Source organism: Pseudomonas sp. HMSC063H08 (assembly GCF_001813645.1).
Lineage (GTDB): Bacteria > Pseudomonadota > Gammaproteobacteria > Pseudomonadales > Pseudomonadaceae > Pseudomonas > Pseudomonas aeruginosa.
In genome coordinates this window covers 185,011-209,159 of record NZ_KV813325.1, presented here as the reverse complement: position 1 = coordinate 209,159, position 24,149 = coordinate 185,011, and the positions used below count along the sequence as shown (strand labels likewise).

Genomic DNA, 24,149 nt, shown 5'->3' with positions numbered 1-24,149 from the left:
GGCTCGAACCTTGCCGAACGCTCGACCCAAGCATCACGCCTCCCCATCCAGCGACTCCACCCAGAACAACTCGTGCCGACGCACCGCCTTGCGCATGAACTCGTCCTCGCCGTATGCCGGCCAGCGACGACCGGCGAGCCAGCCCTGCAGACGGCGGCGCAGACGGCGCTTGAACGGCGGCCTGGGTTGCAGGTCGTGCATCATGCCCAAGGCCATGGCCTTGTCCACCTGGCGCGTGCGCTCCAGCGCCAGCGTCCATGGCAGCAACGGCGAGCATTCTTCGGTCAGCGGCGGCAGGCTGACCCCCATGTGCGCATCGCCCATCGGCCAGCGATCGTTGTCGTGCAGGTGATTGGCATAGTGCAACAATGCCTGCGGCTGCCAGTCCAGACCCTGGAGCGCCTCGCGCACGGCCTCCTGGGCGCGGACATGGTCCGGGTGCGGATCGAAATGCGGATGAGGCAGGACGATAACCTCGGGACGTGCCAGCAGGATCAGCTCGCGGAGATCGGCCAGCAGATTGTTCCAGGTCGACAGGCCGTCGGTATCGCTGGCCAGGCGCAGACGGTTGAACTGGCGGAACGGACGGATATCGGCGAGATCGGCCTCACGGGACGGCACCACCTCGCCCGGGTTCGCCTGCATGGCAGGCAATTGCAGGCAGAAATAACCCAGTTGCACGCAGCGCTCGGCCGGCACCCCACCCCACGCCGGCACGGCCTGGCTATCCCAGGCGCGCAGGCGGCCCTTCAGGCGCGCCGCAGCTATTCCGTCGAGGCCCATGCGGCGGTAATGCTCGGTTTCGATCTCGCCGGCGGTCAGGGTCACGATCCAGGCCTCGCGTGCCTGGCTGTAGAGGCCGAAGGCGGCCAGCTCGGCGTCGTCGGCATGCGGAGCGATGACCATCACCCGCCGGTCACGGTAGTCGGGATGGCGCGCACGCCACAGGGTCGGTTCGCCGACCAGCCGGCAATGCCGGCCGCGCAGGCGAATCCGGCCCTCGCCCAGCGGCCCGGCCAGTCCCGTCAGGTTCAGGTAGCGCAAGCCGTTCACCCCACGTTCGAAAGCCTGGGCATCGGTCTCTGCGCCACCTTCCAGCAGCACCGAGGGTTCGAGGAAGCGCCCCAGCCAGCCAGCGCGCACGCCGATGCCAAGCACCAGCGTATCGCCTTCGCGCAGCTCGCCGTCGACTCGCAGACGGCCATCCGCCAGGCGTACCGGCAGCGACTCGACCCCTTCCGCGAAACGGTAGCGGTAGTCCTCGCCCGGCGAATAGAACAGGTGATCGGCGAACCAGGCTTCATGAGCGACCCACAGGGCCACGAGGAGGATCGGCAACAACCAGGGGCTGACCAGCAGACCGACGGCCAGCAATGCCAGCAGCGCAACCAGTAGGCCGATCCGCTTGTTGCGTCGATGACGCTTGAGCAACTGCTGCTTGCGTGCGCTCATGCTTCAGACCTGGAAGACCGGAGAAGGATGGCACCAGCGATCCTTGTATTCGCGGTCGGCGCGACCGAACGAATAGCGCAGGGGTTTGCCCAGCGCTCGCGCATCCTCCCAGGCGGCCTGGGTGTTCAGGTAACTGAGCACGCTGCCAGGGCTGAACTCGCGGGTCTGCGGATCGACGCCGCCGTTGATGTACTCGACGCTGAGCCAGCCCGGCGCTTCGGCGCGATACAGTACCTGGACCGCGATGGGCTGGTCGTTGAGCAGCAGGACCGAGCCGCGCAGCAATTCGCGCAGCCGCTCGAAGACCTCGGCCATGCGCTCCGCGCCGGTGGCCGGGAAACCCCAGCGACGCTGGAACAGTTCGAGATAGATGGCGGCGAACTCGGCCGGGGCGAAGCTGTCTGCCTGGCGCACCTGGCCACCGGCCTCCTCCACCAGGCGCACTTCGCGCCGCTGGTTGTAGCGGAACTTCTTGGAGAAATCCTCGGGGGCGCGAGCGAAAGCCAGTTGCTCGGCCTGCGGGCGCAGCGTGACGATGTTCCGCTCATGCAGCACCGACAGGTAGCGTCCCGCATGGCGGAGGGCGATGCGGGCATCGCCAGCCACCGGCAGGATCAGTTCGGCGTTGCCCAGGTCGTACAGGCCCTTCTTGCCGCGCCGCTTGAGCACGTCCTTGGACAACGCCAGGTGGCGGCCCCAGGTCGGGATCGCCGCAACCAGTTCGCCAGCGCTCTCCCAACCCAGGTAACGCACCGGGATTCCGGCCATTTCGGCGAGTTGCTCGACCACCAGCGGGTGGGTCGCGACGCTGCCGCCGAAACGCTGCCAGGCCTGGGCGTAGGTCAGCGCATCCACTTCGCGCCAACCGCGTTCGCGGAAGGCGCGCAACCTGTTCAGCATGCAGACTCCGAAGCGAAGCCGGCAATCGTCGGCAGGCGCCAGAATTCGCGGCGCACCGCGGCGTCGGAGAAGCGTGTCTCCAGGCGCTCGAGCATGAGTCGCGCACAGGCCTCGCGCTGGCGGCGGTCGAGCGCTGCCAGGTGGGTCAGACCCTCGGCCAGGGCCGTCTCGTCGCCCAGCGGGAAGAGGATGCCGACCCCCTCCACCACTTCGCGGGCGCCGCCACAGGCGGTGGCGATCAGCGGTACGCCGGCGACCATGGCCTCCAGCAGGACCATGCCGAACGGCTCGTGGTCGGAACTCAGGGCGAAGGCGTCGAACGCCTTGAAGTAGCGCCGTGCCTCTTCGACCTGGCCGAGGAACAGCACGCGCTCGCCGATGCCCAGTTCGCAGGCCAGGTCCTTGAGCTGCTCTTCCAGGCGGCCGCTGCCGAGGATCGCCAGCAGGCTGTTCTGTGGCAGGCGCGGCAGCGCGGCGGCGAAGCCGCGCAGCAGGGTAGCCTGGTCCTTGTCCGGATGCAGGCGGCCAACGTTGCCGACCACCCAGGCCTCGTCGGGCAGGCGCAGTTGCCGGCGCGCACTCAGGCGCTCGACCTGCTCGGCCTGCAGCGCAGCGACGTCGATGCGGTTGTAGAGCGTCTCGATCCGCTCCGCCGGCCACTTCGGCAGGCAACGGCGGATATCGTCGCGCACCGCGTCGGACACCGCCAGCAGGCTCAGGCGCTTGCTCATCAGGCCGGCGAAGACCTTGCGCGACAACCGCTGGTAATCGCCGAAGGCGTGGTGCACGCCAACGATCGGCAGACGAGTGGCCAGGCTGGCGATCCAGATCGGCTTGAAGCGGTGCGCGATGCAGAAGCGGAAGTCGCGCGAACGGGCGATCTCGCGCAAGTCGCGGATCGCCTTCAGCTTGAGGCCACGGATGTCCCTGGAGCCGTACTCGAGGAACAGTACCTCGTCGGAGGCGCAACGCGCCGCCACCTCAGGATCGGAACGCCCGGTGAGGAACACCGTGGTGACCTTGTACGGGGTTCCGGCGAACAGGCTGGCGTACTGACGGGCACAGTCGAGGAAAGGCCCGTCGTAGCCGTGACAGAACTGCAGGACGCGAGGTTCAGCCGACCGAGTCATACCAGTCCACGCCCTCCTTCACCACCAGGATGTCCTCCATGATCAGGTACTGCAGATCGGAGCCGAAGAACATGTTCAGGGCGTCGGTCGGCGAGCAGATCATCGGTTCGCCACGACGATTGAGCGAAGTGTTCAGGGCCACGCCGTTGCCGGTGAGGTTCTCCAGTTCCTTCATCAGGTCGTAGTAGCGCGGGTTGTACTCGCGCTTCAGCACCTGGGCGCGGGAGGTGCCGTCTTCGTGCACCACTTCCGGCACTCGCTCCTTCCACTCTTCGTTGACTTCGAAGGTGAAGGTCATGAACGGGGCCGGGTGGTCGATCTTGAACATCTGCGGGCCGACGGTATCCAGCATCGACGGGCAGAAGGGCCGCCAGCGCTCGCGGAACTTGATCTGCGCATTGATCCGGTCGGCCACGCCCGGCACGCTCGGGCAGCCGAGAATGGAGCGGCCACCGAGGGCACGCGGACCGAACTCCATGCGTCCCTGGAACCAGGCCACCGGGTTGCCGTCGGCAAGGATCCTGCCGATACGCCGGCTGCGGTTGTCGATCTTCTGCCACTGCGGCCTGGCCTCGTGACGGGCGCAGGCGGCGATGACGTCCTCGTTGGAATACTCCGGGCCGAGGTAGACGTGCTCCATCTTCTCCACCGGCACGCCGCGCTGGTGCGACACGTAGGCCGCCGCGCCGACCGCGGTGCCGGCATCGCTGGCCGCCGGCTGGACGAACAGCTCCTTCACTTCGGGGCGCGAGATGATCTTCTGGTTGAGCTTGACGTTCAGCGCGCAGCCGCCGGCGAAAGCGACCTTGCCGGTCTCGCGGATGATATCGCCGAGGTAGTAGTCCATCATCTCCAGCGCGAGCTTCTCGAACAGCGCCTGGATGCTCGCGGCGTAATGGATGTAGGGATCGTCGGCGATGTCGCCTTCGCGCTTGGGCCCCAGCCACTCGATCAGCTTGGGCGAGAAGTAGTAGCCCTTGCCTTTCTCCTTGTAGCGGCGGAAGCCGATGACGTTGGCATAGTCGGTGTTGATCACCAGTTCGCCGTTCTCGAACTTGGCGAGACGGGAGAAATCGTACTTGCTGGCGTCACCGTAGGGCGCCATGCCCATGACCTTGAACTCGCCGTCGAGCATGTCGAAGCCGAGGTACTCGGTGATCGCGCCGTACAGGCCGCCCAGCGAATCCGGATCGTAGAACTCCTTGATCTTGTGGATCCGACCGTTCTCGCCCCAGCCGAAGAAAGTGGTGGCGTACTCGCCCTTGCCGTCGATGCCGAGGATCGCGGTCTTTTCCTTGAACCCCGAGCAATGGTAGGCGCTGGAGGCATGGGCAAGGTGGTGCTCGACCGGCTGGATCTTGATTTTCTTCAGGTCGAAGCCGAGTTGCTGCAGGCACCACTCGATGCGCTTGTAGTAACGCTTGTAGCGGCGGTTGCCGAGCAGGATCGCATCCAGCGCGCGATCCGGCGCGTAGGCGTAGCGCTTGGCGTAGTGCCAGCGGGCCTTTTCCATGATGCTGATGGGAGCGAAGGGAATCGCCACCACGTCGACATCGGCCGGCTCGATCCCTGCCTGCTCCAGGCAGAACTTCGCCGATTCGTAGGGCATGCGGTTCTTCGCGTGCTTGTCGCGCACGAAGCGCTCTTCCTCGACGGCCGCGACCAGCTTGCCGTCGATGTACAGGGCGGCGGACGGGTCATGGCTTACGGCGCCAGACAGGCCTAGGACGGTCAATGCCACGGTAGAACCTCTTCAAAGCAGCTCGCGGTTGCGGAGTGGGACCGACAACCGCGGCTTTCGTTTAACTCGTCGACCGCCGCAGGCGGTGGTCGTCGCTTGTCGTTCAAGCCCCGGCGGCGTCGCCGAGGCGGGGAATCCGTTGCTCCAGCAGCCGGTAGAGGCCGCTGTCCTGCGGCCAGTTGCGCAGGAAGCGCGCGCGGTCGCGGGCGTAGGCGCGGGCAAAGGACGCCTGGCTGTGATGCTTGCGCATCGCGTCCAGGTCGATCAGCGCCCATTCGCCGCCTTGTTCATGGGCCTGCCAGAACAGGTTGTGTCCCTTCAGGTCGCCGTGGCTGATGCGTTCGCGGATCAGCGTCGAAAACAGCCGATCCAGTGCCGCCAACTCGGCTTCCGGTGGCGAAACGGCGCCATCGGGCATGTCCAGGCAAGGCTTAAAACGAGCGATTATATCCTGACCGCCGAGATAATCGGTAATCAGGTAGGCGCGCCCGCGCAGCCAGCACCAGCGCCGCTCCAGCATCGCCAGCGGACGGGCGGTGGCGATGCCGAGGAATTCCAGGCGGTTGCCTTCGCGCCAGGAGGCCCAGGCCCGGCTCGGCCGCCAGAAGCGCTTCAGCCAATGGACCCAGCCCTTGATGTTGTAGCGTTTGATGATCAGCGTGCGGCCATTCGCTTCGACCCGGGCGACGGTGGCCGCGCCGCCGTCCTTGTAGACGTGGCCGGCGGCGATCAGGCGGTCCGCGTCCGCCAGCAGCGGCGCCATCGTCTCGGCCTCGCTGCGGCGGGCGGCGAACAGGCGGAACGGACCGCGCACGACGCTGAACAGGCTACAGTCGCGACCGACCTTCCTCAGCAGGTCGCGCACCCGCCAACGGCGAACCTTGGCGATTTCCTTCTGCAAGGCTTCCAGCGGCAGCGCATGCTCGCCGTTGGCCAGCAGGTAATGCACCAGCAACTCTTCCAGGAAAGGATCGAGGACCGCCGGCAACTGGGCGAAGAACACCCCGAGGTTTTCCAGCACTTTCTGTCGCGACAGCGGCTGGCCGGGAGTTTCCGCACGCACGCCGCCACCGTCGATGAGATACAGGCGGCCGGCGTGGCGCAACAGGTTGTCCAGGTGCAGGTCGTCCTGCCAGAGGCCCTTGGCATGCAGCTCGCCAATGGCCGCCAGGGCTTCGCCGAGCACCGCTTGCTGGGCATCGCCCAGCGGCGCCTGGGCCTCCACCGCACGCCAGGCGTCACCGAGGCTCTGCGCCGCGTCGAGGTAGTCGAACAGCAGCCAGCCGCCCTCGCCCTCCTGCAGCCCGTCGGCCAGCAGCGCCGGGGTGGTCAGCCCCTGGGCCGCGAGCAGACGCGCCCCTTCCAGTTCGCGCTGGAAATGCCGTGCGGCCTTGCCGCCCACCAGCAGCTTGGCCAGCACCTTGCGCCCACGCCATTCGCCGGCACCGACGTAGCGCTGCCCGGGCAGCACCCGCAGCAGACTGTCCAGGCGCAATTCGGCAGCGCCAGCGCCATCCGCCAGGGTCACCCGCAATGGCAGTTGCGGGTGGCGGCCGGCGGCTTGCAGTTCGGCCAGTCTCATCGGCGCGACTCCTTGCGCCGGCGGCGCTGGTCGAGAAGGCGATACCACTGCTCGACCTCGGCCGAGTCGAGGGGTTCGTCGACATAGGCGGAGATGAATTCGTGCACGTCCGCTTCGCTCCAGTCCGGGGCACGGCGCAGCATCGGCTCCAGGTCCTTGACCTGGTCGCGGCGGCCGAACCAGATCGGCCGGGTCTTCTCCAGGTCAATCAGGCAGGCCTCGAAGACACCATCGGCCCCCTCGCGGAGGAATACATGCTTGGGATAGAAGCAACCATGCATCTGTCCGGCCGCGTGCAGCTGGCGCGCCAGCCTGCCAACCGCCCGGAGAATCGCCCGGCGCCGCTCTTCGGCCAGGTCGTGCCAGGACGCCAGCCAGGTGTCCAGGTCCTGCCAACCGTCCAGGGCACGGGTCAGGAGGATCGCCTGGCGCTCTCCGCCGACCGCCTGCTGGGCGAAGAACGCCGCCTGCAGGGCGGGAATGCCCAGCGCCCGGTAGCGCTCGATGTTGCGGAACTCGCGGGCGAAGGTCGGCTCGCCCAGCGGATGGCGCAGGCTGCGGGTCAGGTGGTTGCTCTGGCGCTTCAGGTAGTAGGCGGAGTCGCCCAGGTCGAGGCGGTAGACGCTGCTCCAGCCACCCCGTTCGGTATTCGGTTCGTCCACGGCGTCCAGCTGCAAGGCCCACAGGGCGTCGAAGCTGTCCAGACGGTTGCGCTGGAGCAGGTCGTGGTCCTGCGCGGCGATGAAAACGCTCATTCGCGCCCCTCGAAGAAAGCCACCACCTGGCGAATACGCTTCTTGTCGGATTCGTTCAGGTGCCGGCGACGGCGATATTGCAGGTAGAAGCGCAGGCGCTGGGTGCGCGACAGGTGGTACTTGGCCACCTTGTCCAGGCAGGCCAGGTCCTTGGTGATCCGGTAGCGCAGCATGAAGCTCCACCAGAACGCGCCGTTCGGGCAGTCGATGAAATACACCAGCGGCTGGCCGTCCACCAGCAGGTTGCGCCACTTCAGGTCGTTGTGGGTGAAATGCTGGTCGTGCATCAGGCGCGTAGCCTTGGCGATCTGCCGGCTGACGCCGTCCACCCAGCGCGGGTCCTTCAGGCGCGGATCCCGGTTGCAGGCGAGCACCGACAAGTCCTCGGTGCCCGGCAGCTCGCGGGTGATCATGGCGCCGCGCTGGAAGGCGCCGGCCTTGCGCTCCAGCCCCCAGGCGACCACTTCGGCGGTGGGAATGCCCCACTTCTCGAAGCGCTTGAGGTTCTGCCACTCAGCCTTGATCCGCGGTCGCGCCAGGTAGCGGCGCAGGCCCTTGCCGGCGCTGCGGTAGCGCTTGACGTAGTAACGCACGCCGTCGCGCTCGATGCGGATGACTTCGGACAACGGGTCGCGGGTCAGGCGCTCGCCCTCCAGGGCGAACACGCTATCGAGGCTACCGAAGTCGGCGGCCAGGTGACGGTAATCGGGTTCGAGGGTCCACCCCGCCATCAGAGCAGGTCTCCGTAACGCTGCTTGCGTTCGTAGAGTTTTTCCGCCTTGCGTTCCATCCAGGCCAGCAGGCCGGCCTCGTCGCGCAGTATCTCGCGCAACGGCCGGCGGAAATAGGTGCGCAGGAAGCGTAGCTTGTCGCGACGCGTCAGTCCGATGTCCAGCGCAGAGAAATACAATGCCGCCAGATCCTTGTTACGCCAGCGTTTCGGCGTGGCGTCGCGAGTCTGGGCACGGTGCAGGTCGATCACCGAGAGGCGGAAATCGTCCGCGCTCACCGGCTTGTCGGTGTGCAACAGGAAATGACAGATGTAGCAGTCGCGATGGTTGACTCCGGCACGGTGCATGTCGCCGACCATCCGCGCCACCGCCTCGACCAGCGCGCGCTTGAGCCGCGGCGGTGGAGGACGTTCGCGCCAGTCCTGGGAGAACACCTCGAGGTCCACGGTCGGCGCCAGTTCCTCGGTGACGATGAAGGAATGCTGCCGCGCCGGATCGCTGCCGCGCTCGCCGTAGGCGACCGCGGTCATGGTCGCTATGCCGGCCTCGTGCAGGCGCCGGATGGCCTGCCACTCCTGGCGCGCGCCGAGCACCGGGAGCTTGGCGGTGAGCAGGTTCTTGGCGATCTCGCCCCAGCCGATGCCACGGTGGATCTTGACGAAGTAGCCGCGCCCGTCGACCTCGGTGCGCAGGGTGCGGCGCCCCTCCAGTTCGCGGTAGACCTTGCCTTGCAGCGCCTCCACCGCCTCGAACGGGTCGCGCCCGCTCCACAGGCGCTTGAACGGCTCTTCCAGCACCAGCCTCATGAGGCCTCCCCGAGGATCAGGTCGGCGGCGCGCTGCGGCATGCTGTAGAGGTCGGCGTGATCGGCGTAGGCCAGGCCATTGCGCGACCAGGCGGCGCGCGCCGGAGCGTCCTCCAGCATTTCCGCGAGCAGGCGGTTGAGACTGTCCTGCTCGAAGGGACTCGGCAGCACCCGCCCGGCGTCGGCCTCGGCGATGTAGTGGGCATAGCCGCAGACATCGGTCACCAACACCGGCAGGCCGGAGACCAGCGCCTCCAGCAGCACCGTACCGGTGTTCTCGTTGTAGGCCGGGTGGATCAGCAGGTCGGCGCCGAGCAGGAAGCGCGGGATATCGCTGCGCCCCTTGAGGATCTGTACCTGGTCGTTGAGACCGAGGGCGGCGATCTGTAGCAGGAACGGCTTGGGATCGTCCTGGCCGATGGCGATCAGCCGGGTGCGCCTGCGCAACGCCTTGGGCAGCGCGGCCAGCGCCTTCAGGCTGCGATCCAGGCCCTTGGTCTTGAAGCCGGAACCGATCTGTACCAGCAGCAGGTCGTCCTCCTCCAGGCCGAACTCGCGGCGGAATTCCGCACGCACGTCCGCGGCGTTGGCCGGCGCCCGGCGATCCTGGCTGATCCCCGGCGGCAGCAGATGGAAACGCTCGGCCTGGGTGCCGTAGTGCTTGACGAAGAGCGGCTGCTGCACCTCGGAGATCATCAGGATCTCGGTCTTCGAGGCCGGGTCGAACACTGCCCGTTCGTAGCCGGCGAAGTGGCGGTAGCGGCCCCACTGGCGGTACAGCGGGTTGCGCAAGGTCTGGGCCTTTTCCTCGAAACAGGCGTCGGCGGCGTAGTAGACATCCAGTCCGGGCATCTTGTTGAAGCCGATCACCCGCTGCACCGGGCGCCTGGCCAGGTCGGCGCGGACCCACGCGGTGAACTTCTCGTTGCGCCGGTGGTTGAAGATCGAGCGCACCGGGGCCACCAGCACTTCGAAGCCGTCCGGCACGTCGCCCTCCCAGATCAGGGTATAGACGCGGATGTCGTGCCCGCGCCGCTGGCATTCCAGGGCGATGCGCATGAAGTCGCGCTGCAGGCCGCCGAAGGGGAAGTATTTGTAGAGGATGAACGCCAGGGTCATCGGAGGGTCTCCGGGGCCAGCAGCATGGCCTCCAGCTGGGTGGCCACGCGCTGGGGATTCAGCCGGGTGAAGCACAGCGGCTGCTCACGCTTGAGATCGAACAGTTTGCGGTCCTCTTCGGTCGGCTGGTAGGTACAGGTCTTCTTCAGGCACGGCGCACAGGGGAAGTCGCTGCCCAGGTGAACCTGGGAACGCCCGTAGGCGCCGGTGAAGCCAGGATTGGTCGGGCCGAACAGCGACAGCGTCGGCACGTCCAGCGCCGCCGCCAGGTGACCGAGGCCGGTATCCACCGCCACGCAGGCGCGCGCGCCGGCAAGCACCTTGGCCATGCCGGCCAGGGATAATCTGGGGAGTACCGCGGCATTTTCCAACCCCGCCGCCAGGCGCCCGGCCCGCTCCCGCTCGGCGGCGCTGCCCCAGGGCAGGCGCACCGACCAGCCGCGCTCGCACATGCGCTCGGCCAGTTCGCGCCAGTAGGCTTCCGGCCAATGCTTGGTGACCCAGGTAGTACCGTGCAGGAACACCAGGTACGGCGCGCCAGGGTCGGCGTCGGCCAACTGCTCGCGGTCCAGGCCATAGTCACCGACCGACTCGGGCAACGGGTAGTCCAGCGCCTGGGCGAACAACTGGCGCGTGCGCTCCACCGCATGCTGTCCCCAGGCGACCGGATAGGCACGGCGATAGAAGCGGCTGGCGAGCGGCTCGCGCGCCGAGTCACGATCGAGACCGGCGACCGGCGTCTTGCCCACGTAGCGGGTCAGCCAGGCACTCTTCAGCAGCCCCTGGGCGTCGATCACCAGGTCATAGTCGACTTCCTTCAGGCGCTGCTTGAAGCGCCGCCATTCGCCGTTGCGCAGGGTCTGCCAGAGATTCTTGCGCCAGCGCCGGATCGCCACCGGGATCACCCGCGCCACCGCCGGATGCCAGGCGGGAATCTCGGCGAAACCTTCCTCCACCACCCAGTCGAACTGGATGCCGGGAATCGCCCGGGCGGCGTCGGTAAGCGCCGGCAGGGTGTGGATCACGTCGCCGAGGGACGAGGTCTTGACCAGCAGCACCCTCATCCGGCGACCTCGGCAGGGTCGCCGACCAGCCGCTCCAGGGCTTGCAATACCAGGCCAGGCGGCAGCTCGCGGAGGCAATTGTAGTGGCCGAAGCGACAGGTGCGCTCGAAGCACGGGCTGCACTCGAGACCGAGGCGGACGATCTCCACCCGGTCCGCCAGCGGCGGGGTGAACTGCGGCGAGGTGGAGCCATAGACGCCCACCAGCGGGCGATCCAGCGCGGCCGCCACGTGCATCAGGCCGGAATCGTTGGACACCACCGCGCCAGCGCAGGACATCAGGTCGATGGCCTCGGCCAGCGAAGTCTCCCCGGCAAGATTGAAAGACTCCTCGCGCAACCCCGGAATCAGGCGCTGGCGAATCTCCTCTCCACCGGGATGGTCGTTCTTCGAGCCGAACAGCCAGACCTGCCAGCCGGCACGGATCTTCGCCTCGGCGACCGCGGCGTAGTGTTCCGCCGGCCAGCGCTTGGCCTCGCCGAACTCGGCGCCGGGACAGAGCGCCAGCACCGGGCGGTCCAGGCTCAGGGCGAACTTGTCGAGCGCCGCCTGGCGGCTGCCGTCGTCGATCCGCAGGCGCGGCTGCGGATAGGGCTTCGGCAACTCCACGCCCGGCTCGAAGGCCAGGGCCATGAAGCGTTCGATCATCAGCGGATAGCGCTGCTTGTCGAGCTTGCGGATGTCATTGAGCAGCCCGTAGCGCATCTCGCCGCGCCAGCCGGTGCGCTTCGGTATTCCGGCGAACCAGGGCACCAGCGCCGACTTCAGCGAGTTGGGCAGCAGGATCGCCTGCTCGTACTGACCGCGCAGGCCGCGTCCGATCCGGCGCCGGGTGGCGACGTCCATCACCCCGTGGCCGAGCGGGAAGCTCAGGGCCTGGCGCACCTCGGGCATGCGCTCGAGGATCGGTCGGCTCCACTCGGGCGCCAGCACGTCGATCACGCACTCGGGATGCCGCTGGCGCAGACACTGGAACAGGGTCTGCGCCATCACCATATCCCCCACCCAGGAGGGACCTACGATCAGAATTCTCATTCAGGCTCCGGAAATGATCAGGGAGGCTTTCGCCTCCCTGTCACACCCTTCTTCGGTGCTTACTTGACCAGGGTACGCCACTCGGCGTGGGCCTCGGTCTTGCCGCTGACCAGGTCGAAATAGGCTTTCTGCAGCTTTTCGGTGACCGGGCCACGGCGGCCGGCGCCGATCTTGCGACCGTCCACTTCGCGGATCGGCGTGACTTCCGCGGCAGTGCCGGTGAAGAAGGCCTCGTCGGCGATGTACACCTCGTCGCGGGTGATGCGCTTCTCGACCAGTTTAAAACCGTGTTCGGCGGCCAGGGTCAGGATAGTGTTACGAGTGATGCCGTTCAGGCAGGCGGTGACTTCCGGGGTGTAGATCACGCCATCCTTGATGATGAAGATGTTCTCGCCAGAGCCTTCGGCCACATAGCCTTCCGGATCGAGCATCATGGCCTCGTCGGCGCCGCCGGAGATCGCCTCCTGGAGGGCCAGCATCGAGTTGATGTAGGCACCGTTGGACTTGGCGCGGGTCATCGAGATGTTGACGTGGTGGCGGGTGAAGGAACTGGTGCGCACCTTGATGCCTTGCTGCAGGGCTTCCTCGCCCATGTAGGCGCCCCAGCTCCAGGCGGCGATGATCACATGGACCTTCAGGCCGCTGGCGCGCAGGCCCATGCCTTCGCTTCCGTAGAACACCATCGGGCGGATATAGGCGCTTTCCAGGTTGTTCTCGCGCACGGCGGCGCGGGTCGCCTCGTTGATCTCGTCGCGGCTGTACGGGATCTGCATGTTCATGATGTGCGCGGAGTCGAACAGCCGGTCAGTGTGCGCCTGCAGGCGGAAGATCGCCGTGCCCTGCGGGGTGTCGTAGGCGCGCACGCCCTCGAACACGCCCATTCCATAATGCAGGGTATGGGTCAGCACGTGCGTGGTCGCGTCGCGCCACTGCACCAGTTCACCGTCATACCAGATCACGCCATCACGATCGGCCATCGACATAGTTGCCAGCTCCTTCAGATATTCGTTACGTACTTGCGTTACGTGCCTGAGTGGATCAGCCGAGCCGCAGCTCGCGCCAGATCCTGATCACTTCTCGCCGCTCCGTCTGGAAGTGCTCGCCGCTCACGACCCCGGCCTCCTTCTGTAGTGCCAGGCGGTGTGCGGCTGCGCGATAGGCCTTGTAGGCCTCCTGCAGGAGACGGACGTCCTCGCTGGCGATCAGGCCAGCCCGTTCCAGTCCTTCCAGAATGCGGATGTTATCGGTGAATTCGAGCAGCGCCGGGTGTTCTCCGGACCAAGCTAGAACCGCATATTGCACCATAAATTCGATATCGACGATACCACCGGCATCGTGCTTGAGATCGAAGGCTGCCGTGGCCTCGAAGGCATTCGAGGCGGTGCCGGCGGCGGTCGCGCGGGTTCCCAGGTTGTCGCGCATCTTGGCGCGCATTTCGCTGACCTCGGTGCGCAACGCGTCGAGATCGCGCGGCCTCGCCAGCACCTCGGCACGTACCGCCTCGAAGCTCGCCTGCACCCGCCGGCAACCGGCCAGCACCCGGGCGCGGACCAACGCCTGGTGCTCCCAGGTCCAGGCCTCCTGCTCCTGGTAGCGCTGGAAGGCGCCCAGCGAACTCACCAGCAGGCCGGCCGCGCCGCTCGGACGCAGGCGCATGTCGACCTCGTAGAGGGTACCGGATGGCGTCTGCGCGGTGAGGAAATGGATGATCTTCTGCCCCAGGCGGGTAAAGAACTGCGCGCCATCGATGGATTTGCCGCCATCGGTCTCGCAGTGGGGGTCGCCGTCATGGATGAACACCAGGTCGAGGTCCGAGCCATGACCGAACTCCAGCCCGCCGACCTTGCCGTAGCCGACGATGACGAAGTCCGGATCGCACGGCGTGCCGTCGGCGCGCAACGGCCGGCCATGACGCTGCACCAACTGCCGCCAGGCCAGTTCGAGGACCTCGACGAGGATCGCCTCGGCCAGCCAGGTCAGGTAGTCGCTGACCTTCATCAACGGCAGCGTGCCGGCGATCTCCGAGGCCGCCACCCGCAGCCCGTGGGCCAGCTTGAAGTGACGAAGGGTCTCCATCTGCTGCTCGAGGTCGTCCTCGGGAATCCGCATCAGCCGTTCGCGCAGCTCGGCGGCCAGCTCGGCGGCCTGTGGAGGACGGAACAGGCGCCCCTCGTTGAGCAGTTCGTCGAGCAGGATCGGGAACCGCGCGATCTGCTCGGCAACCATCGGGCTGGCCGCGCAGAGGGTCAGCAGGCGCTCCAGCGCGCCGGGGTTCTCGGTCAGCAACACCAGGTAGGCGGAACGCCGCGCCACCGCTTCCACCAGCGGCAGAACCCGCTCCAGCACCAGGTCCGGCTGGGGGTTTTCCACGGTCATCGCCAGCAGGCGCGGAACGAAGGCATCCAGGCGTTCCCGGCCGAGACGCTGCATCGCTCGCACCTGGGGGCCGTGGCGCAGATCGCTGAGACGCTTCCAGGCCGCCTCGGCATCGACGAAGCCGGCGTCGGCCAGTTGCCGACTGGCCGACTCCTCGTCCAGCGCCTCCTCCCACAGCGGGATCCACTCGGCGCCGACGCTGCCGCAGGCCGCCTCGCCGCTTTCGTCCTCGTCCGGGTCGGCGATCACCTGGCGGAAGTGCCAGTCGATGCGCGCCCGCCAGTGGCTCAGGCGCTCGTGGAATGCGGCCCAACTGGCGAAGCCCATGATGAAGGCCACGCGGATGCGGTCGTATTCGTCACTGGGCAGCATTTGCGTCTGCCGGTCGGCCAGCGCCTGGATGGCATGCTCGGCGTAGCGCAGGAACTCGTAGCCGCCACGCAGCTCCTCGACCACCGCCGGCGGCAGGTAGCCCTGCCCCTCCAGGGTCGCCAGCACCTTCAGCAGCGGCCGTTGCTGCAAGCTCAGGTCGCGCCCGCCATGGATCAACTGGAAGGCCTGGGCGATGAACTCCACCTCGCGGATACCGCCTTCGCCCAGCTTGATGTTTTCCGACATCCCCTTGCGCCGGACCTCCTGCTGGATCAGCTGCTTCATGGTGCGCAGCGCCTCGATGGCGGAGAAGTCCAGGTAGCGCCGATAGACGAACGGCCGCAGCATGCCGAGCAGTTGCTCGCCTGCCTGCTGGTCGCCGCCGACCACCCGCGCCTTGATCATCGCGTAGCGCTCCCAGTCGCGCCCCTGGTCCTGGTAGTACTGCTCCAGCGCGGCGAAGCTGTAGACCAGCGGTCCGCTGGAGCCGTAGGGACGCAGGCGCATGTCGACGCGGAAGACGAAGCCGTCGACGGTGATCGCATCCAGCGCCTTGATCAGCTTCTGCCCCAGGCGGGTGAAGAACTCCTGGTTGTCCAGCGAACGCTTCGCCCCCTCGGTCTCGCCGCCCTCCGGGTAACCGAAGATCAGGTCGATGTCCGACGACAGGTTGAGCTCCACCGCGCCCAGCTTGCCCATGCCGAGGACCACCATCCGCTGCGGTTCGCCGGAGCGCCGGCCGATCGGCGTGCCGAACTGCTCGCACTGGCGCCGATGGAGCCACTCGCAAGCCAGGTCGATGCAGGCGTCGGCCAGGGCCGACAGGTCGCGACAGGTTTCCGCCAGCGCGGCGCGGCGGGTCAGGTCGCGCCAGATGATGCGCAGTTGCTGGCGTGTGCGGAAACGTCGCAGGCGCCGACCGAGTTCGTCCTCGTCGGCGCAATCCTCCAGCCGCGCCTGCAACTGGCTGCGCAATTCGCCGGGCGCGTGGGGGTTCTCCAGCTCGCCGCGTTCGGCCAGATCCAGCAGCATCGCCGGGTCGCGCACTGCCTGCTCGGCGACGAAATCGCTGGCCGCAGCGACCCGTCGGAAATCCTCCAGGCGCTCCTCGGGCCAGGCCTCCAGGCGGGCCAGGGCGGCGGCATCGAGGGCGGCGACAGCGGAGCGGAGGGCAGTCCCGGCGCGTTCGGCGGCGGGCAGCAGGGTGGCCGGCAGATTCGCCAGCGAAGGCAGGCTCATGGTCTATCCTGTTTGGGCTTCCGACCGAAGACCACAGGCTCGACGCACAACGTCGAAAAGGCTCTACATCGGGCCTTATAGCCTGACAGCAACAATCGAAATGTAGTTTTACTACTAAAAATTGTATCCAGAGGGCTGTTTCTCAGACTGATCTGTAGTAAAACTACAAGTCGCCGGGTACACCCCCGGAGAACATCCAAGAATTAGCTGCGGTCGCCCACGAGGCCGGCCGCTCACCTATGGCATCCGATTCTGGAAGCCTTTCCGCCCTGGAGCAAGCCATGCAAGACCTCGATCCCGTCGAAACCCAGGAATGGCTGGACGCCCTGGAGTCCGTACTCGACCGCGAAGGTGAAGACCGCGCTCATTACCTGATGACCCGCATGGGCGAGCTGGCCAGCCGTAGCGGCACCCAACTGCCCTACGCGATCACCACGCCCTACCGCAACACCATTCCGGTAACCCACGAAGCACGCATGCCCGGCGACCTGTTCATGGAACGCCGGATCCGCTCCCTGGTGCGCTGGAACGCCCTGGCGATGGTGATGCGGGCGAACAAGCACGACCCGGACCTGGGCGGCCACATCTCCACCTTCGCCTCCTCGGCGACCCTCTACGACATCGGCTTCAACTATTTCTTCCAGGCTCCCACCGACGAACATGGCGGCGACCTGGTGTTCTTCCAGGGCCACGCGTCCCCCGGCGTCTACGCCCGCGCCTTCCTCGAAGGCCGCATCAGCGAGGAACAACTGGAGAACTTCCGCCAGGAAGTGGACGGCAACGGCCTGTCCTCCTATCCGCACCCCTGGCTGATGCCGGACTTCTGGCAGTTCCCCACCGTATCCATGGGCCTTGGCCCGATCCAGGCGATCTACCAGGCACGCTTCATGAAGTACCTGGAAAGCCGCGGCTTCATCCCCGCCGGCAAGCAGAAGGTCTGGTGCTTCATGGGCGACGGCGAGTGCGACGAGCCGGAATCCCTCGGCGCGATCTCCCTGGCCGGCCGCGAGAAACTCGACAACCTGATCTTCGTCATCAACTGCAACCTGCAGCGCCTCGACGGCCCGGTCCGCGGCAACGCCAAGATCATCCAGGAACTGGAAGGCGTGTTCCGCGGCGCCGAGTGGAACGTCAACAAGGTCATCTGGGGTCGCTTCTGGGACCCGCTGTTCGCCAAGGACACCGCCGGCCTGCTGCAGCAGCGCATGGACGAGGTCATCGACGGCGAATACCAGAACTACAAGGCGAAAGACGGCGCCTACGTCCGCGAGCACTTCTTCGGCGCGCGTCCGGAACTGCTGGAAATGGTCAAGGACCTTTCCGACGAGGAAATCTGGAAGCTCAACCGCGGCGGCCACGACCCCTACAAGGTCTATGCGGCCTACCACCAGGCGGTCAACCACAAGGGCCAGCCGACCGTCATCCTGGCCAAGACCATCAAGGGCTACGGCACCGGCAGCGGCGAAGCGAAGAACATCGCGCACAACGTGAAGAAGGTCGACGTCGACAGCCTGCGCGCGTTCCGCGACAAGTTCGACATCCCGGTCAAGGACGCCGACCTGGAGAAGCTGCCGTTCTACAAGCCTGAAGAAGGCAGCGCCGAGGCCAAGTACCTGGCCGAGCGCCGCGCCGCGCTGGGCGGCTTCATGCCGGTGCGCCGGCAGAAGAGCATGAGCGTGCCGGTTCCGCCGCTGGAAACCCTGAAGGCCATGCTCGACGGCTCCGGCGATCGCGAGATCTCCACCACCATGGCCTTCGTGCGGATCATCTCGCAGCTGGTCAAGGACAAGGAACTCGGCCCGCGCATCGTCCCGATCGTCCCGGACGAGGCCCGTACCTTCGGCATGGAAGGCATGTTCCGCCAGCTCGGCATCTACTCCTCGGTCGGCCAGCTCTACGAGCCGGTGGACAAGGACCAGGTGATGTTCTACCGCGAGGACAAGAAGGGCCAGATCCTCGAGGAAGGCATCAACGAGGCCGGCGCCATGTCCAGCTGGATTGCCGCCGGTACCTCCTACAGCACCCACAACCAGCCGATGCTGCCGTTCTACATCTTCTATTCGATGTTCGGCTTCCAGCGCATCGGCGACCTGGCCTGGGCCGCCGGCGACAGCCGCGCGCACGGCTTCCTGATCGGCGGCACCGCCGGTCGCACCACGCTGAACGGCGAAGGCCTGCAGCACGAGGACGGCCACAGCCACCTGCTGGCCTCGACCATCCCGAACTGCCGCACCTACGATCCGACCTACGCCTACGAACTGGCGGTGATCATCCGCGAAGGCTCGCGGCAGATGATCGAAGAGCAGCAGGACATCTTCTACTACATCACCGTGATGAACGAGAACTACGTCCAGCCGGCCATGCCGAAGGGCGCAGAGGAAGGCATCATCAAGGGCATGTACCTCCTCGAGGAGGACAAGAAGGAAGCCGCTCACCACGTGCAACTGCTGGGCTCCGGCACCATCCTGCGCGAAGTCGAGGAAGCGGCCAAGCTGCTGCGCAACGACTTCGGTATCGGCGCCGACGTCTGGAGCGTGCCGAGCTTCAACGAGCTGCGTCGCGACGGCCTTGCCGTCGAGCGCTGGAACCGCCTGCATCCGGGCCAGAAGCCGAAGCAGAGCTACGTCGAGGAGTGCCTGGGCGGCCGTCGCGGCCCGGTGATCGCCTCCACCGACTACATGAAGCTCTACGCCGAGCAGATCCGCCAGTGGGTTCCCTCCAAGGAGTACAAGGTGCTCGGCACCGACGGCTTCGGCCGCAGCGACAGCCGCAAGAAGCTGCGCAACTTCTTCGAAGTGGATCGTCACTGGGTGGTGCTGGCCGCGCTCGAAGCGCTGGCCGATCGCGGCGATATCGAGCCGAAAGTGGTGGCCGAGGCCATCGCCAAGTACGGTATCGATCCGGAGAAGCGCAACCCGCTGGATTGCTAATTCGCTCCATACTCCCCTCGGCAGCGAGGGGTTTCGAGCACGCCGGCGCCGCCAACGGGCGGCGCCGGCTCACAACGAACCAAGGACCAAAAGTCTTTGTTTTGCGCGCCGCACAGCGGTGGTGGCACGTAAAAGGAGAGGAATGTGAGCGAACTCATTCGCGTACCCGACATCGGCAACGGTGAGGGTGAAGTCATCGAGCTGCTGGTCAAGCCCGGCGACAAGGTCGAGGCCGATCAGAGCCTGCTGACCCTGGAATCCGACAAGGCCAGCATGGAAATCCCCAGTCCCAAGGCCGGGGTAGTGAAAAGCATCAAGGCGAAGGTCGGCGACACCTTGAAAGAAGGTGACGAAATCCTCGAGCTGGAAGTGGAAGGCGGCGAACAGCCTGCCGAAGCCAAGGCCGAGGCAGCGCCCGCCCAACCGGAAGCGCCGAAAGCCGAAGCGCCTGCTCCCGCCCCGAGCGAGAGCAAGCCGGCCGCCCCCGCCGCAGCCAGTGTCCAGGACATCAAGGTCCCGGACATCGGCTCGGCCGGCAAGGCCAACGTCATCGAAGTGATGGTCAAGGCTGGCGACACGGTCGAGGCCGACCAGTCGCTGATCACCCTGGAATCCGACAAGGCCAGCATGGAGATCCCTTCGCCGGCCTCCGGCGTGGTGGAAAGCGTCTCGATCAAGGTCGGTGACGAAGTCGGCACCGGCGACCTGATCCTCAAGCTGAAGGTGGAAGGCGCCGCTCCGGCAGCCGAAGAGCAGCCGGCAGCCGCTCCGGCCCAGGCCGCGGCGCCCGCCGCCGAGCAGAAGCCCGCCGCGGCGGCCCCTGCGCCAGCCAAGGCCGATACCCCGGCTCCGGTCGGCGCACCCAGCCGCGACGGCGCCAAGGTCCACGCCGGCCCGGCGGTGCGCATGCTGGCGCGCGAGTTCGGCGTCGAGCTGAGCGAAGTGAAAGCCAGCGGTCCCAAGGGCCGCATCCTCAAGGAAGACGTCCAGGTCTTCGTCAAGGAGCAACTGCAGCGCGCCAAGTCCGGCGGTGCCGGCGCCACCGGCGGAGCCGGCATCCCGCCGATCCCGGAAGTCGACTTCAGCAAGTTCGGCGAAGTGGAAGAAGTGGCGATGACCCGCCTGATGCAGGTCGGCGCCGCCAACCTGCATCGCAGCTGGCTGAACGTGCCGCACGTGACCCAGTTCGACCAGTCGGACATCACCGACATGGAAGCCTTCCGCGTTGCCCAGAAGGCCGCGGCGGAGAAGGCCGGGGTCAAGCTGACCGTACTGCCGATCCTGCTCAAGGCCTGCGCCCACCTGCTCAAGGAACTGCCGGACTTCAACAGTTCGCTGGCCCCCAGCGGCAAGGCGCTGATTCGCAAGAAGTACGTACACATCGGCTTCGCCGTGGACACTCCGGACGGCCTGCTGGTCCCGGTGATCCGCGATGTCGACCGGAAGAGCCTCCTGCAACTGGCCGCCGAGGCCGCCGAGCTGGCCGACAAGGCCCGCAACAAGAAGCTCTCGGCCGATGCCATGCAGGGCGCCTGCTTCACCATCTCCAGTCTCGGCCACATCGGCGGCACCGGCTTCACGCCGATCGTCAACGCGCCGGAAGTGGCGATCCTCGGTGTGTCCAAGGCGACCATGCAGCCGGTATGGGACGGCAAGGCCTTCCAGCCGCGCCTGATGCTGCCGCTGTCGCTGTCCTACGACCATCGCGTGATCAACGGCGCCGCCGCGGCGCGCTTCACCAAGCGCCTGGGCGAACTGCTGGCGGACATCCGCACCCTGCTCCTGTAATACCTGCGCCGCTCCCCACGGAGCGGCCAGCCCCTCTCGCGAGCATGCCACGCTCGTCTCTCGGCCCCACCGGATGGTGGGGTTTTTTTTGCCCGCCTGACGGCTCGGCGAAACTGCGACCCGTCGTACCGCCAGCGCATGCCACAGGACCCGCAGGCGCGAGTTCGGCGCGCACGATGACAGGCGCTCGACGCCAACCCTCCCGGTGAAGCCAACCCTACGAAAAACAGGGCTTTTCCAGCGGCGCCGCAGACCTCCGACCGTCCAGCGGTTTTTTCCCGGATACGCTTAACTTGGGCCCTGCCGGGCCGATACAGAGTTACTTGTCAGACCAATCGGCATAATGCACCCTTTGCCTGCACCCCATCGAAACGGGTCGAGGCCTCCCCCTCGCTCAGTACCTGGAATCAGCCTCGCATGAAAAGTCATCCCGATGCCGCCAGCCGTTCGGCGGCCGAGGTTGTCACGCAGCTACCCGTGCCGTCGCGGCTCGGGCTGCTGCGTTTCGAGCGGCTGAACGAGCCGAGCTGGGCACTGCTGTTCCTCGATCCTGCCTGCGAGCGCCAGCTCGGGCTGCCGGCGACTACCCTCTGCGCACTGCTCGATGCGCCTTACGCCAGCCTGATGGAACCCGAGGCCCGCCACCGCCTGCACGAGCAGATCCAGCAGCAACTGGTGAAGCGCCCGCACTACCAGGTGAGCTACAAGCTGCACACACCCAACGGCGTGCTGACCATGCTGGAGTTCGGCGAAGCCTTCCAGCAGCATGGCCGCCAGTTGCTGCACGGCTACCTGATGGTCGAGGAGCGAGCGGAGAGCGCCGAGCGCAGCGAACAGTTGCTCGACCTGGAATCGCAGAACCTGCGCCTGAAGGCGTCCCTGGACCTCTACCAGCGCTCCCAGGACGACCACCTGCAACACCTGCTGCGCTCGCGCACCCAGCAGAACCTGATCGTCCGCCTGGCCCGCCATCGCTACCTGTCCAGCGACCCGCTGCTGGAAGCCGCGCAACTGATCACCCAGGCCGCCTGCGAAGCCTACGGCACCGCGCGCGCCGGCATCTGGCGCCTGCTCGACGACCAGCGCCTGGAAGCGGTGACCGTCTACCGCCGCGACCTCGACCAGTACGAGAAGCCCCAGAGCATCGACGCCAGCCGCTACCCCGCCTACCTCGAGGCGGTACACAGCGGGCGCGCCATCGACGCCCACAACGCCCAGCGCGACCCACGCACCCAGGAACTCTACAAGGACTACCTGAAGCCGCTGGGCGTCAACGCCCTGCTCGACGCCACCATCCGCATCGGCGGCGAGGTGGTCGGCGTGCTGTGCCTGGAACACGCCGGCGAGAACCGCATGTGGCAGAGCGACGAGATCGCCTTCGCCGGGGAACTCGCCGACCAGTACGCGCAGGTCCTGATGAACCACGAGCGACGCAATGTCTCCAGCGCCCTGCACTTGTTCCAGCGCGCGGTGGAACAGAGCGCCAGCGCCTTCCTGCTGATCGACCGCGACGGCGTGGTGGAATACGTCAATCCGAGCTTCACCTCGATCACCCAGTACAGCGCCGACGAAGTGCGTAACCGACGCCTGTCCGAGCTTCCGGCGCTGGAGAACCTCAGCGAGCTGCTGTTCGACGCGCGTTCCGCGCTGACCCAGCAGAACAGCTGGCAGGGCGAGTTCCGCAGCCGCCGCAAGAACCACGAGCCTTACTGGGGCCAGTTGTCGCTGTCGAAGGTCTACGACGATCTCGGCGAGCTGACCCACTACATCGGCATCTACGAAGACATCACGCAGAACAAGCTGGCCCAGCAGCACATCGAGAAACTCGCCTACCGCGACAACCTCACCGGCCTGGCCAACCGGCACTATTTCATCGGCGCCCTCGAGGAACGCCTGGAAAGCAGCGGCGACCGCCCGCTCAGCCTGCTGCTGGTGGACATCGACAACTTCAAGCGGATCAATGACAGCCTCGGCCACCAGACCGGCGACAAGCTGCTGGTCAGCCTGGCCCGGCGCTTGCGCAGTTGCCTCGGCGACGGCGCCACCCTGGCGCGCTTCGCCAGCAACGAGTTCGCCGTGCTGCTCGACGACACCGCGGTGGAAAAGGGCGAAAGCATTGCCGCGCAGGTCCTGCACATGCTCGACAAGCCGCTGTTCGTCGACAACCAGTTGATCAACATCACCGGCTCCATCGGCCTGGCCAGCGCCCCGCAGCACGGCTGCGACCCGCAGACCCTGATGAAGTACGCCGGCCTGGCGCTGCACAAGGCCAAGGCCAACGGCAAGCACCAGGTCCAGGTGTTCACCGAGGCGCTGACCGCCGAGGCCAGCTACAAGCTGTTCGTCGAGAGCAACCTGCGCCGCGCCCTGGCGCAGAACGAACTGGCGGTGCACTACCAGCCCAAGCTGTGCCTGCGCAGCGGCCAGTTGCTCGGCCTGGAAGCCCTGCTGCGCTGGCAGCATCCGGAAAAAGGCATGATCCGCCCGGACCGCTTCATCAGCGTGGCCGAGGAAACCGGGCTGATCGTGCCGATCGGCAAGTGGGTGATCCGCGAAGCCTGTCGCCAGGCCCGCGAGCTGGCCGAGGCCGGGCTGGGCGAGCTGCAGATCGCCATCAACCTGTCGCCCAAGCAGTTCACCGACCCGGACCTGGTCGGCTCGATCGCGGCGATCCTCCACGAAGAGAACATCCCGGCCAGCCAGCTGGAACTGGAGCTCACCGAAAGCCTGCTGCTGGACGCCACCGACGATACCCGCCAGCAACTCGAACGCCTGAAGAGCCTCGGCCTGACCCTGGCGATGGACGACTTCGGCACCGGCTACTCGTCACTGAGCTACCTGAAGAAATTCCCCATCGACGTGATCAAGATCGACCGCAGCTTCATCAAGGACATCCCGGACAGCCAGGACGACATGGAAATCACCTCGGCGGTGATCGCCATGGCCCACAACCTCAAGCTCAAGGTAGTCGCCGAAGGCGTGGAGAGCGCCGAGCAACTGGCCTTCCTCCGGCGCAACCGCTGCGACATCGGCCAGGGCTACCTGTTCGACCGGCCGATCCCCAGCGACCTGCTCAATACCAGCCTGCTGCGCTATCCCTGCCGCACCCTGCACTGATCGCCCAGGCCTCC

Annotated in this window: 16 protein-coding genes; 3 read left to right on the top strand and 13 right to left on the bottom strand. The window is 66.6% G+C overall.

Annotated features, from left to right (window positions below; translation table 11 throughout):
* Window positions 1-33 precede the first annotated feature (33 nt).
* The 13 genes from HMPREF2924_RS01370 to glnE form a co-directional block, all read right to left on the bottom strand.
* Window positions 34-1,452 (bottom strand): PIG-L deacetylase family protein, encoded by a 1,419-nt coding sequence (locus tag HMPREF2924_RS01370; protein WP_003135660.1) that lies wholly within the window; start codon window positions 1,450-1,452, stop codon window positions 34-36.
* A gap of 3 nt (window positions 1,453-1,455) precedes the next feature.
* A complete protein-coding gene (locus HMPREF2924_RS01365; RefSeq protein ID WP_003135661.1) occupies window positions 1,456-2,352 on the bottom strand; it encodes an antimicrobial resistance protein Mig-14 in 897 nt (298 codons plus the stop codon).
* Entirely contained in the window at window positions 2,346-3,482 is a 1,137-nt protein-coding gene (locus tag HMPREF2924_RS01360) for a glycosyltransferase (protein ID WP_003109898.1), read from the bottom strand. Before HMPREF2924_RS01360 ends, HMPREF2924_RS01365 begins: the two co-directional genes overlap by 7 nt.
* Window positions 3,466-5,223, bottom strand: a complete 1,758-nt coding sequence (locus tag HMPREF2924_RS01355; RefSeq protein WP_003095766.1) for a carbamoyltransferase family protein — start codon at window positions 5,221-5,223, stop codon at window positions 3,466-3,468. Before HMPREF2924_RS01355 ends, HMPREF2924_RS01360 begins: the two co-directional genes overlap by 17 nt.
* Window positions 5,224-5,326: 103 nt before the next feature.
* Window positions 5,327-6,805, bottom strand: a complete 1,479-nt coding sequence (locus tag HMPREF2924_RS01350) for a lipopolysaccharide kinase InaA family protein (RefSeq protein ID WP_003135663.1) — start codon at window positions 6,803-6,805, stop codon at window positions 5,327-5,329.
* The gene (locus HMPREF2924_RS01345) at window positions 6,802-7,560 is read right to left on the bottom strand and encodes a lipopolysaccharide kinase InaA family protein (RefSeq protein ID WP_003095770.1); all 759 of its coding nucleotides are present in this window, start codon (window positions 7,558-7,560) and stop codon (window positions 6,802-6,804) included. The genes HMPREF2924_RS01350 and HMPREF2924_RS01345 overlap by 4 nt, the downstream gene beginning before the upstream one ends.
* Window positions 7,557-8,291: a lipopolysaccharide kinase InaA family protein gene (locus tag HMPREF2924_RS01340; protein WP_003109902.1), complete on the bottom strand. Its 735-nt coding sequence runs from the start codon at window positions 8,289-8,291 to the stop codon at window positions 7,557-7,559. Before HMPREF2924_RS01340 ends, HMPREF2924_RS01345 begins: the two co-directional genes overlap by 4 nt.
* Window positions 8,291-9,097 carry a lipopolysaccharide core heptose(I) kinase RfaP gene (rfaP, locus tag HMPREF2924_RS01335; RefSeq protein WP_003135665.1) on the bottom strand — a complete coding sequence of 269 codons (807 nt, stop codon included), beginning with the start codon at window positions 9,095-9,097 and terminating at the stop codon, window positions 8,291-8,293. The genes HMPREF2924_RS01340 and rfaP overlap by 1 nt, the downstream gene beginning before the upstream one ends.
* The gene (locus tag HMPREF2924_RS01330) at window positions 9,094-10,215 is read right to left on the bottom strand and encodes a glycosyltransferase family 4 protein (RefSeq protein ID WP_003135667.1); all 1,122 of its coding nucleotides are present in this window, start codon (window positions 10,213-10,215) and stop codon (window positions 9,094-9,096) included. Before HMPREF2924_RS01330 ends, rfaP begins: the two co-directional genes overlap by 4 nt.
* Window positions 10,212-11,279 (bottom strand): lipopolysaccharide heptosyltransferase I, encoded by a 1,068-nt coding sequence (waaC, locus tag HMPREF2924_RS01325; protein ID WP_003095779.1) that lies wholly within the window; start codon window positions 11,277-11,279, stop codon window positions 10,212-10,214. Before waaC ends, HMPREF2924_RS01330 begins: the two co-directional genes overlap by 4 nt.
* On the bottom strand, window positions 11,276-12,313 hold the full coding sequence (waaF, locus tag HMPREF2924_RS01320) for a lipopolysaccharide heptosyltransferase II (protein WP_003109905.1): 1,038 nt from the start codon (window positions 12,311-12,313) through the stop codon (window positions 11,276-11,278). Before waaF ends, waaC begins: the two co-directional genes overlap by 4 nt.
* 59 nt (window positions 12,314-12,372) lie before the next feature.
* Window positions 12,373-13,296: a branched-chain-amino-acid transaminase gene (gene ilvE, locus HMPREF2924_RS01315; RefSeq protein ID WP_003095783.1), complete on the bottom strand. Its 924-nt coding sequence runs from the start codon at window positions 13,294-13,296 to the stop codon at window positions 12,373-12,375.
* 55 nt (window positions 13,297-13,351) lie between these two features.
* Window positions 13,352-16,300: a bifunctional [glutamate--ammonia ligase]-adenylyl-L-tyrosine phosphorylase/[glutamate--ammonia-ligase] adenylyltransferase gene (gene glnE, locus HMPREF2924_RS01310; RefSeq protein ID WP_003109906.1), complete on the bottom strand. Its 2,949-nt coding sequence runs from the start codon at window positions 16,298-16,300 to the stop codon at window positions 13,352-13,354.
* Between the two features lie 281 nt (window positions 16,301-16,581).
* Here glnE and aceE point away from each other — a divergent pair, with 281 nt between their 5' ends.
* The 3 genes from aceE (at window position 16,582) to dipA (ending at window position 24,135) form a co-directional block, all read left to right on the top strand.
* Complete coding sequence (gene aceE, locus HMPREF2924_RS01305) at window positions 16,582-19,230, top strand: pyruvate dehydrogenase (acetyl-transferring), homodimeric type (RefSeq protein WP_003114556.1); 2,649 nt, start codon at window positions 16,582-16,584, stop codon at window positions 19,228-19,230.
* A 144-nt stretch (window positions 19,231-19,374) separates the two neighbouring features.
* Entirely contained in the window at window positions 19,375-21,018 is a 1,644-nt protein-coding gene (gene aceF, locus HMPREF2924_RS01300; RefSeq protein ID WP_003125595.1) for a dihydrolipoyllysine-residue acetyltransferase, read from the top strand.
* A 417-nt stretch (window positions 21,019-21,435) separates the two neighbouring features.
* Window positions 21,436-24,135, top strand: coding sequence for a phosphodiesterase DipA (gene dipA, locus HMPREF2924_RS01295; protein WP_003106476.1), 2,700 nt, complete (start codon window positions 21,436-21,438; stop codon window positions 24,133-24,135).
* Window positions 24,136-24,149: the final 14 nt, after the last annotated feature.

Bases quoted from the DNA above. Each gene is read 5' to 3' on its own strand.
- waaF (WP_003109905.1), bottom strand. From the start codon at position 12,313: ATGAGAATTCTGATCGTAGGTCCCTCCTGGGTGGGGGATATGGTGATG.
- rfaP (WP_003135665.1), bottom strand. From the start codon at position 9,097: ATGAGGCTGGTGCTGGAAGAGCCGTTCAAGCGCCTGTGGAGCGGGCGC.
- HMPREF2924_RS01345 (WP_003095770.1), bottom strand. From the start codon at position 7,560: ATGAGCGTTTTCATCGCCGCGCAGGACCACGACCTGCTCCAGCGCAAC.
- HMPREF2924_RS01365 (WP_003135661.1), bottom strand. From the start codon at position 2,352: ATGCTGAACAGGTTGCGCGCCTTCCGCGAACGCGGTTGGCGCGAAGTG.
- waaC (WP_003095779.1), bottom strand. From the start codon at position 11,279: ATGAGGGTGCTGCTGGTCAAGACCTCGTCCCTCGGCGACGTGATCCAC.
- HMPREF2924_RS01350 (WP_003135663.1), bottom strand. From the start codon at position 6,805: ATGAGACTGGCCGAACTGCAAGCCGCCGGCCGCCACCCGCAACTGCCA.
- glnE (WP_003109906.1), bottom strand. From the start codon at position 16,300: ATGAGCCTGCCTTCGCTGGCGAATCTGCCGGCCACCCTGCTGCCCGCC.
- aceE (WP_003114556.1), top strand. From the start codon at position 16,582: ATGCAAGACCTCGATCCCGTCGAAACCCAGGAATGGCTGGACGCCCTG.
- ilvE (WP_003095783.1), bottom strand. From the start codon at position 13,296: ATGTCGATGGCCGATCGTGATGGCGTGATCTGGTATGACGGTGAACTG.
- HMPREF2924_RS01370 (WP_003135660.1), bottom strand. From the start codon at position 1,452: ATGAGCGCACGCAAGCAGCAGTTGCTCAAGCGTCATCGACGCAACAAG.
- HMPREF2924_RS01330 (WP_003135667.1), bottom strand. From the start codon at position 10,215: ATGACCCTGGCGTTCATCCTCTACAAATACTTCCCCTTCGGCGGCCTG.
- HMPREF2924_RS01360 (WP_003109898.1), bottom strand. From the start codon at position 3,482: ATGACTCGGTCGGCTGAACCTCGCGTCCTGCAGTTCTGTCACGGCTAC.
- dipA (WP_003106476.1), top strand. From the start codon at position 21,436: ATGAAAAGTCATCCCGATGCCGCCAGCCGTTCGGCGGCCGAGGTTGTC.
- HMPREF2924_RS01340 (WP_003109902.1), bottom strand. From the start codon at position 8,291: ATGGCGGGGTGGACCCTCGAACCCGATTACCGTCACCTGGCCGCCGAC.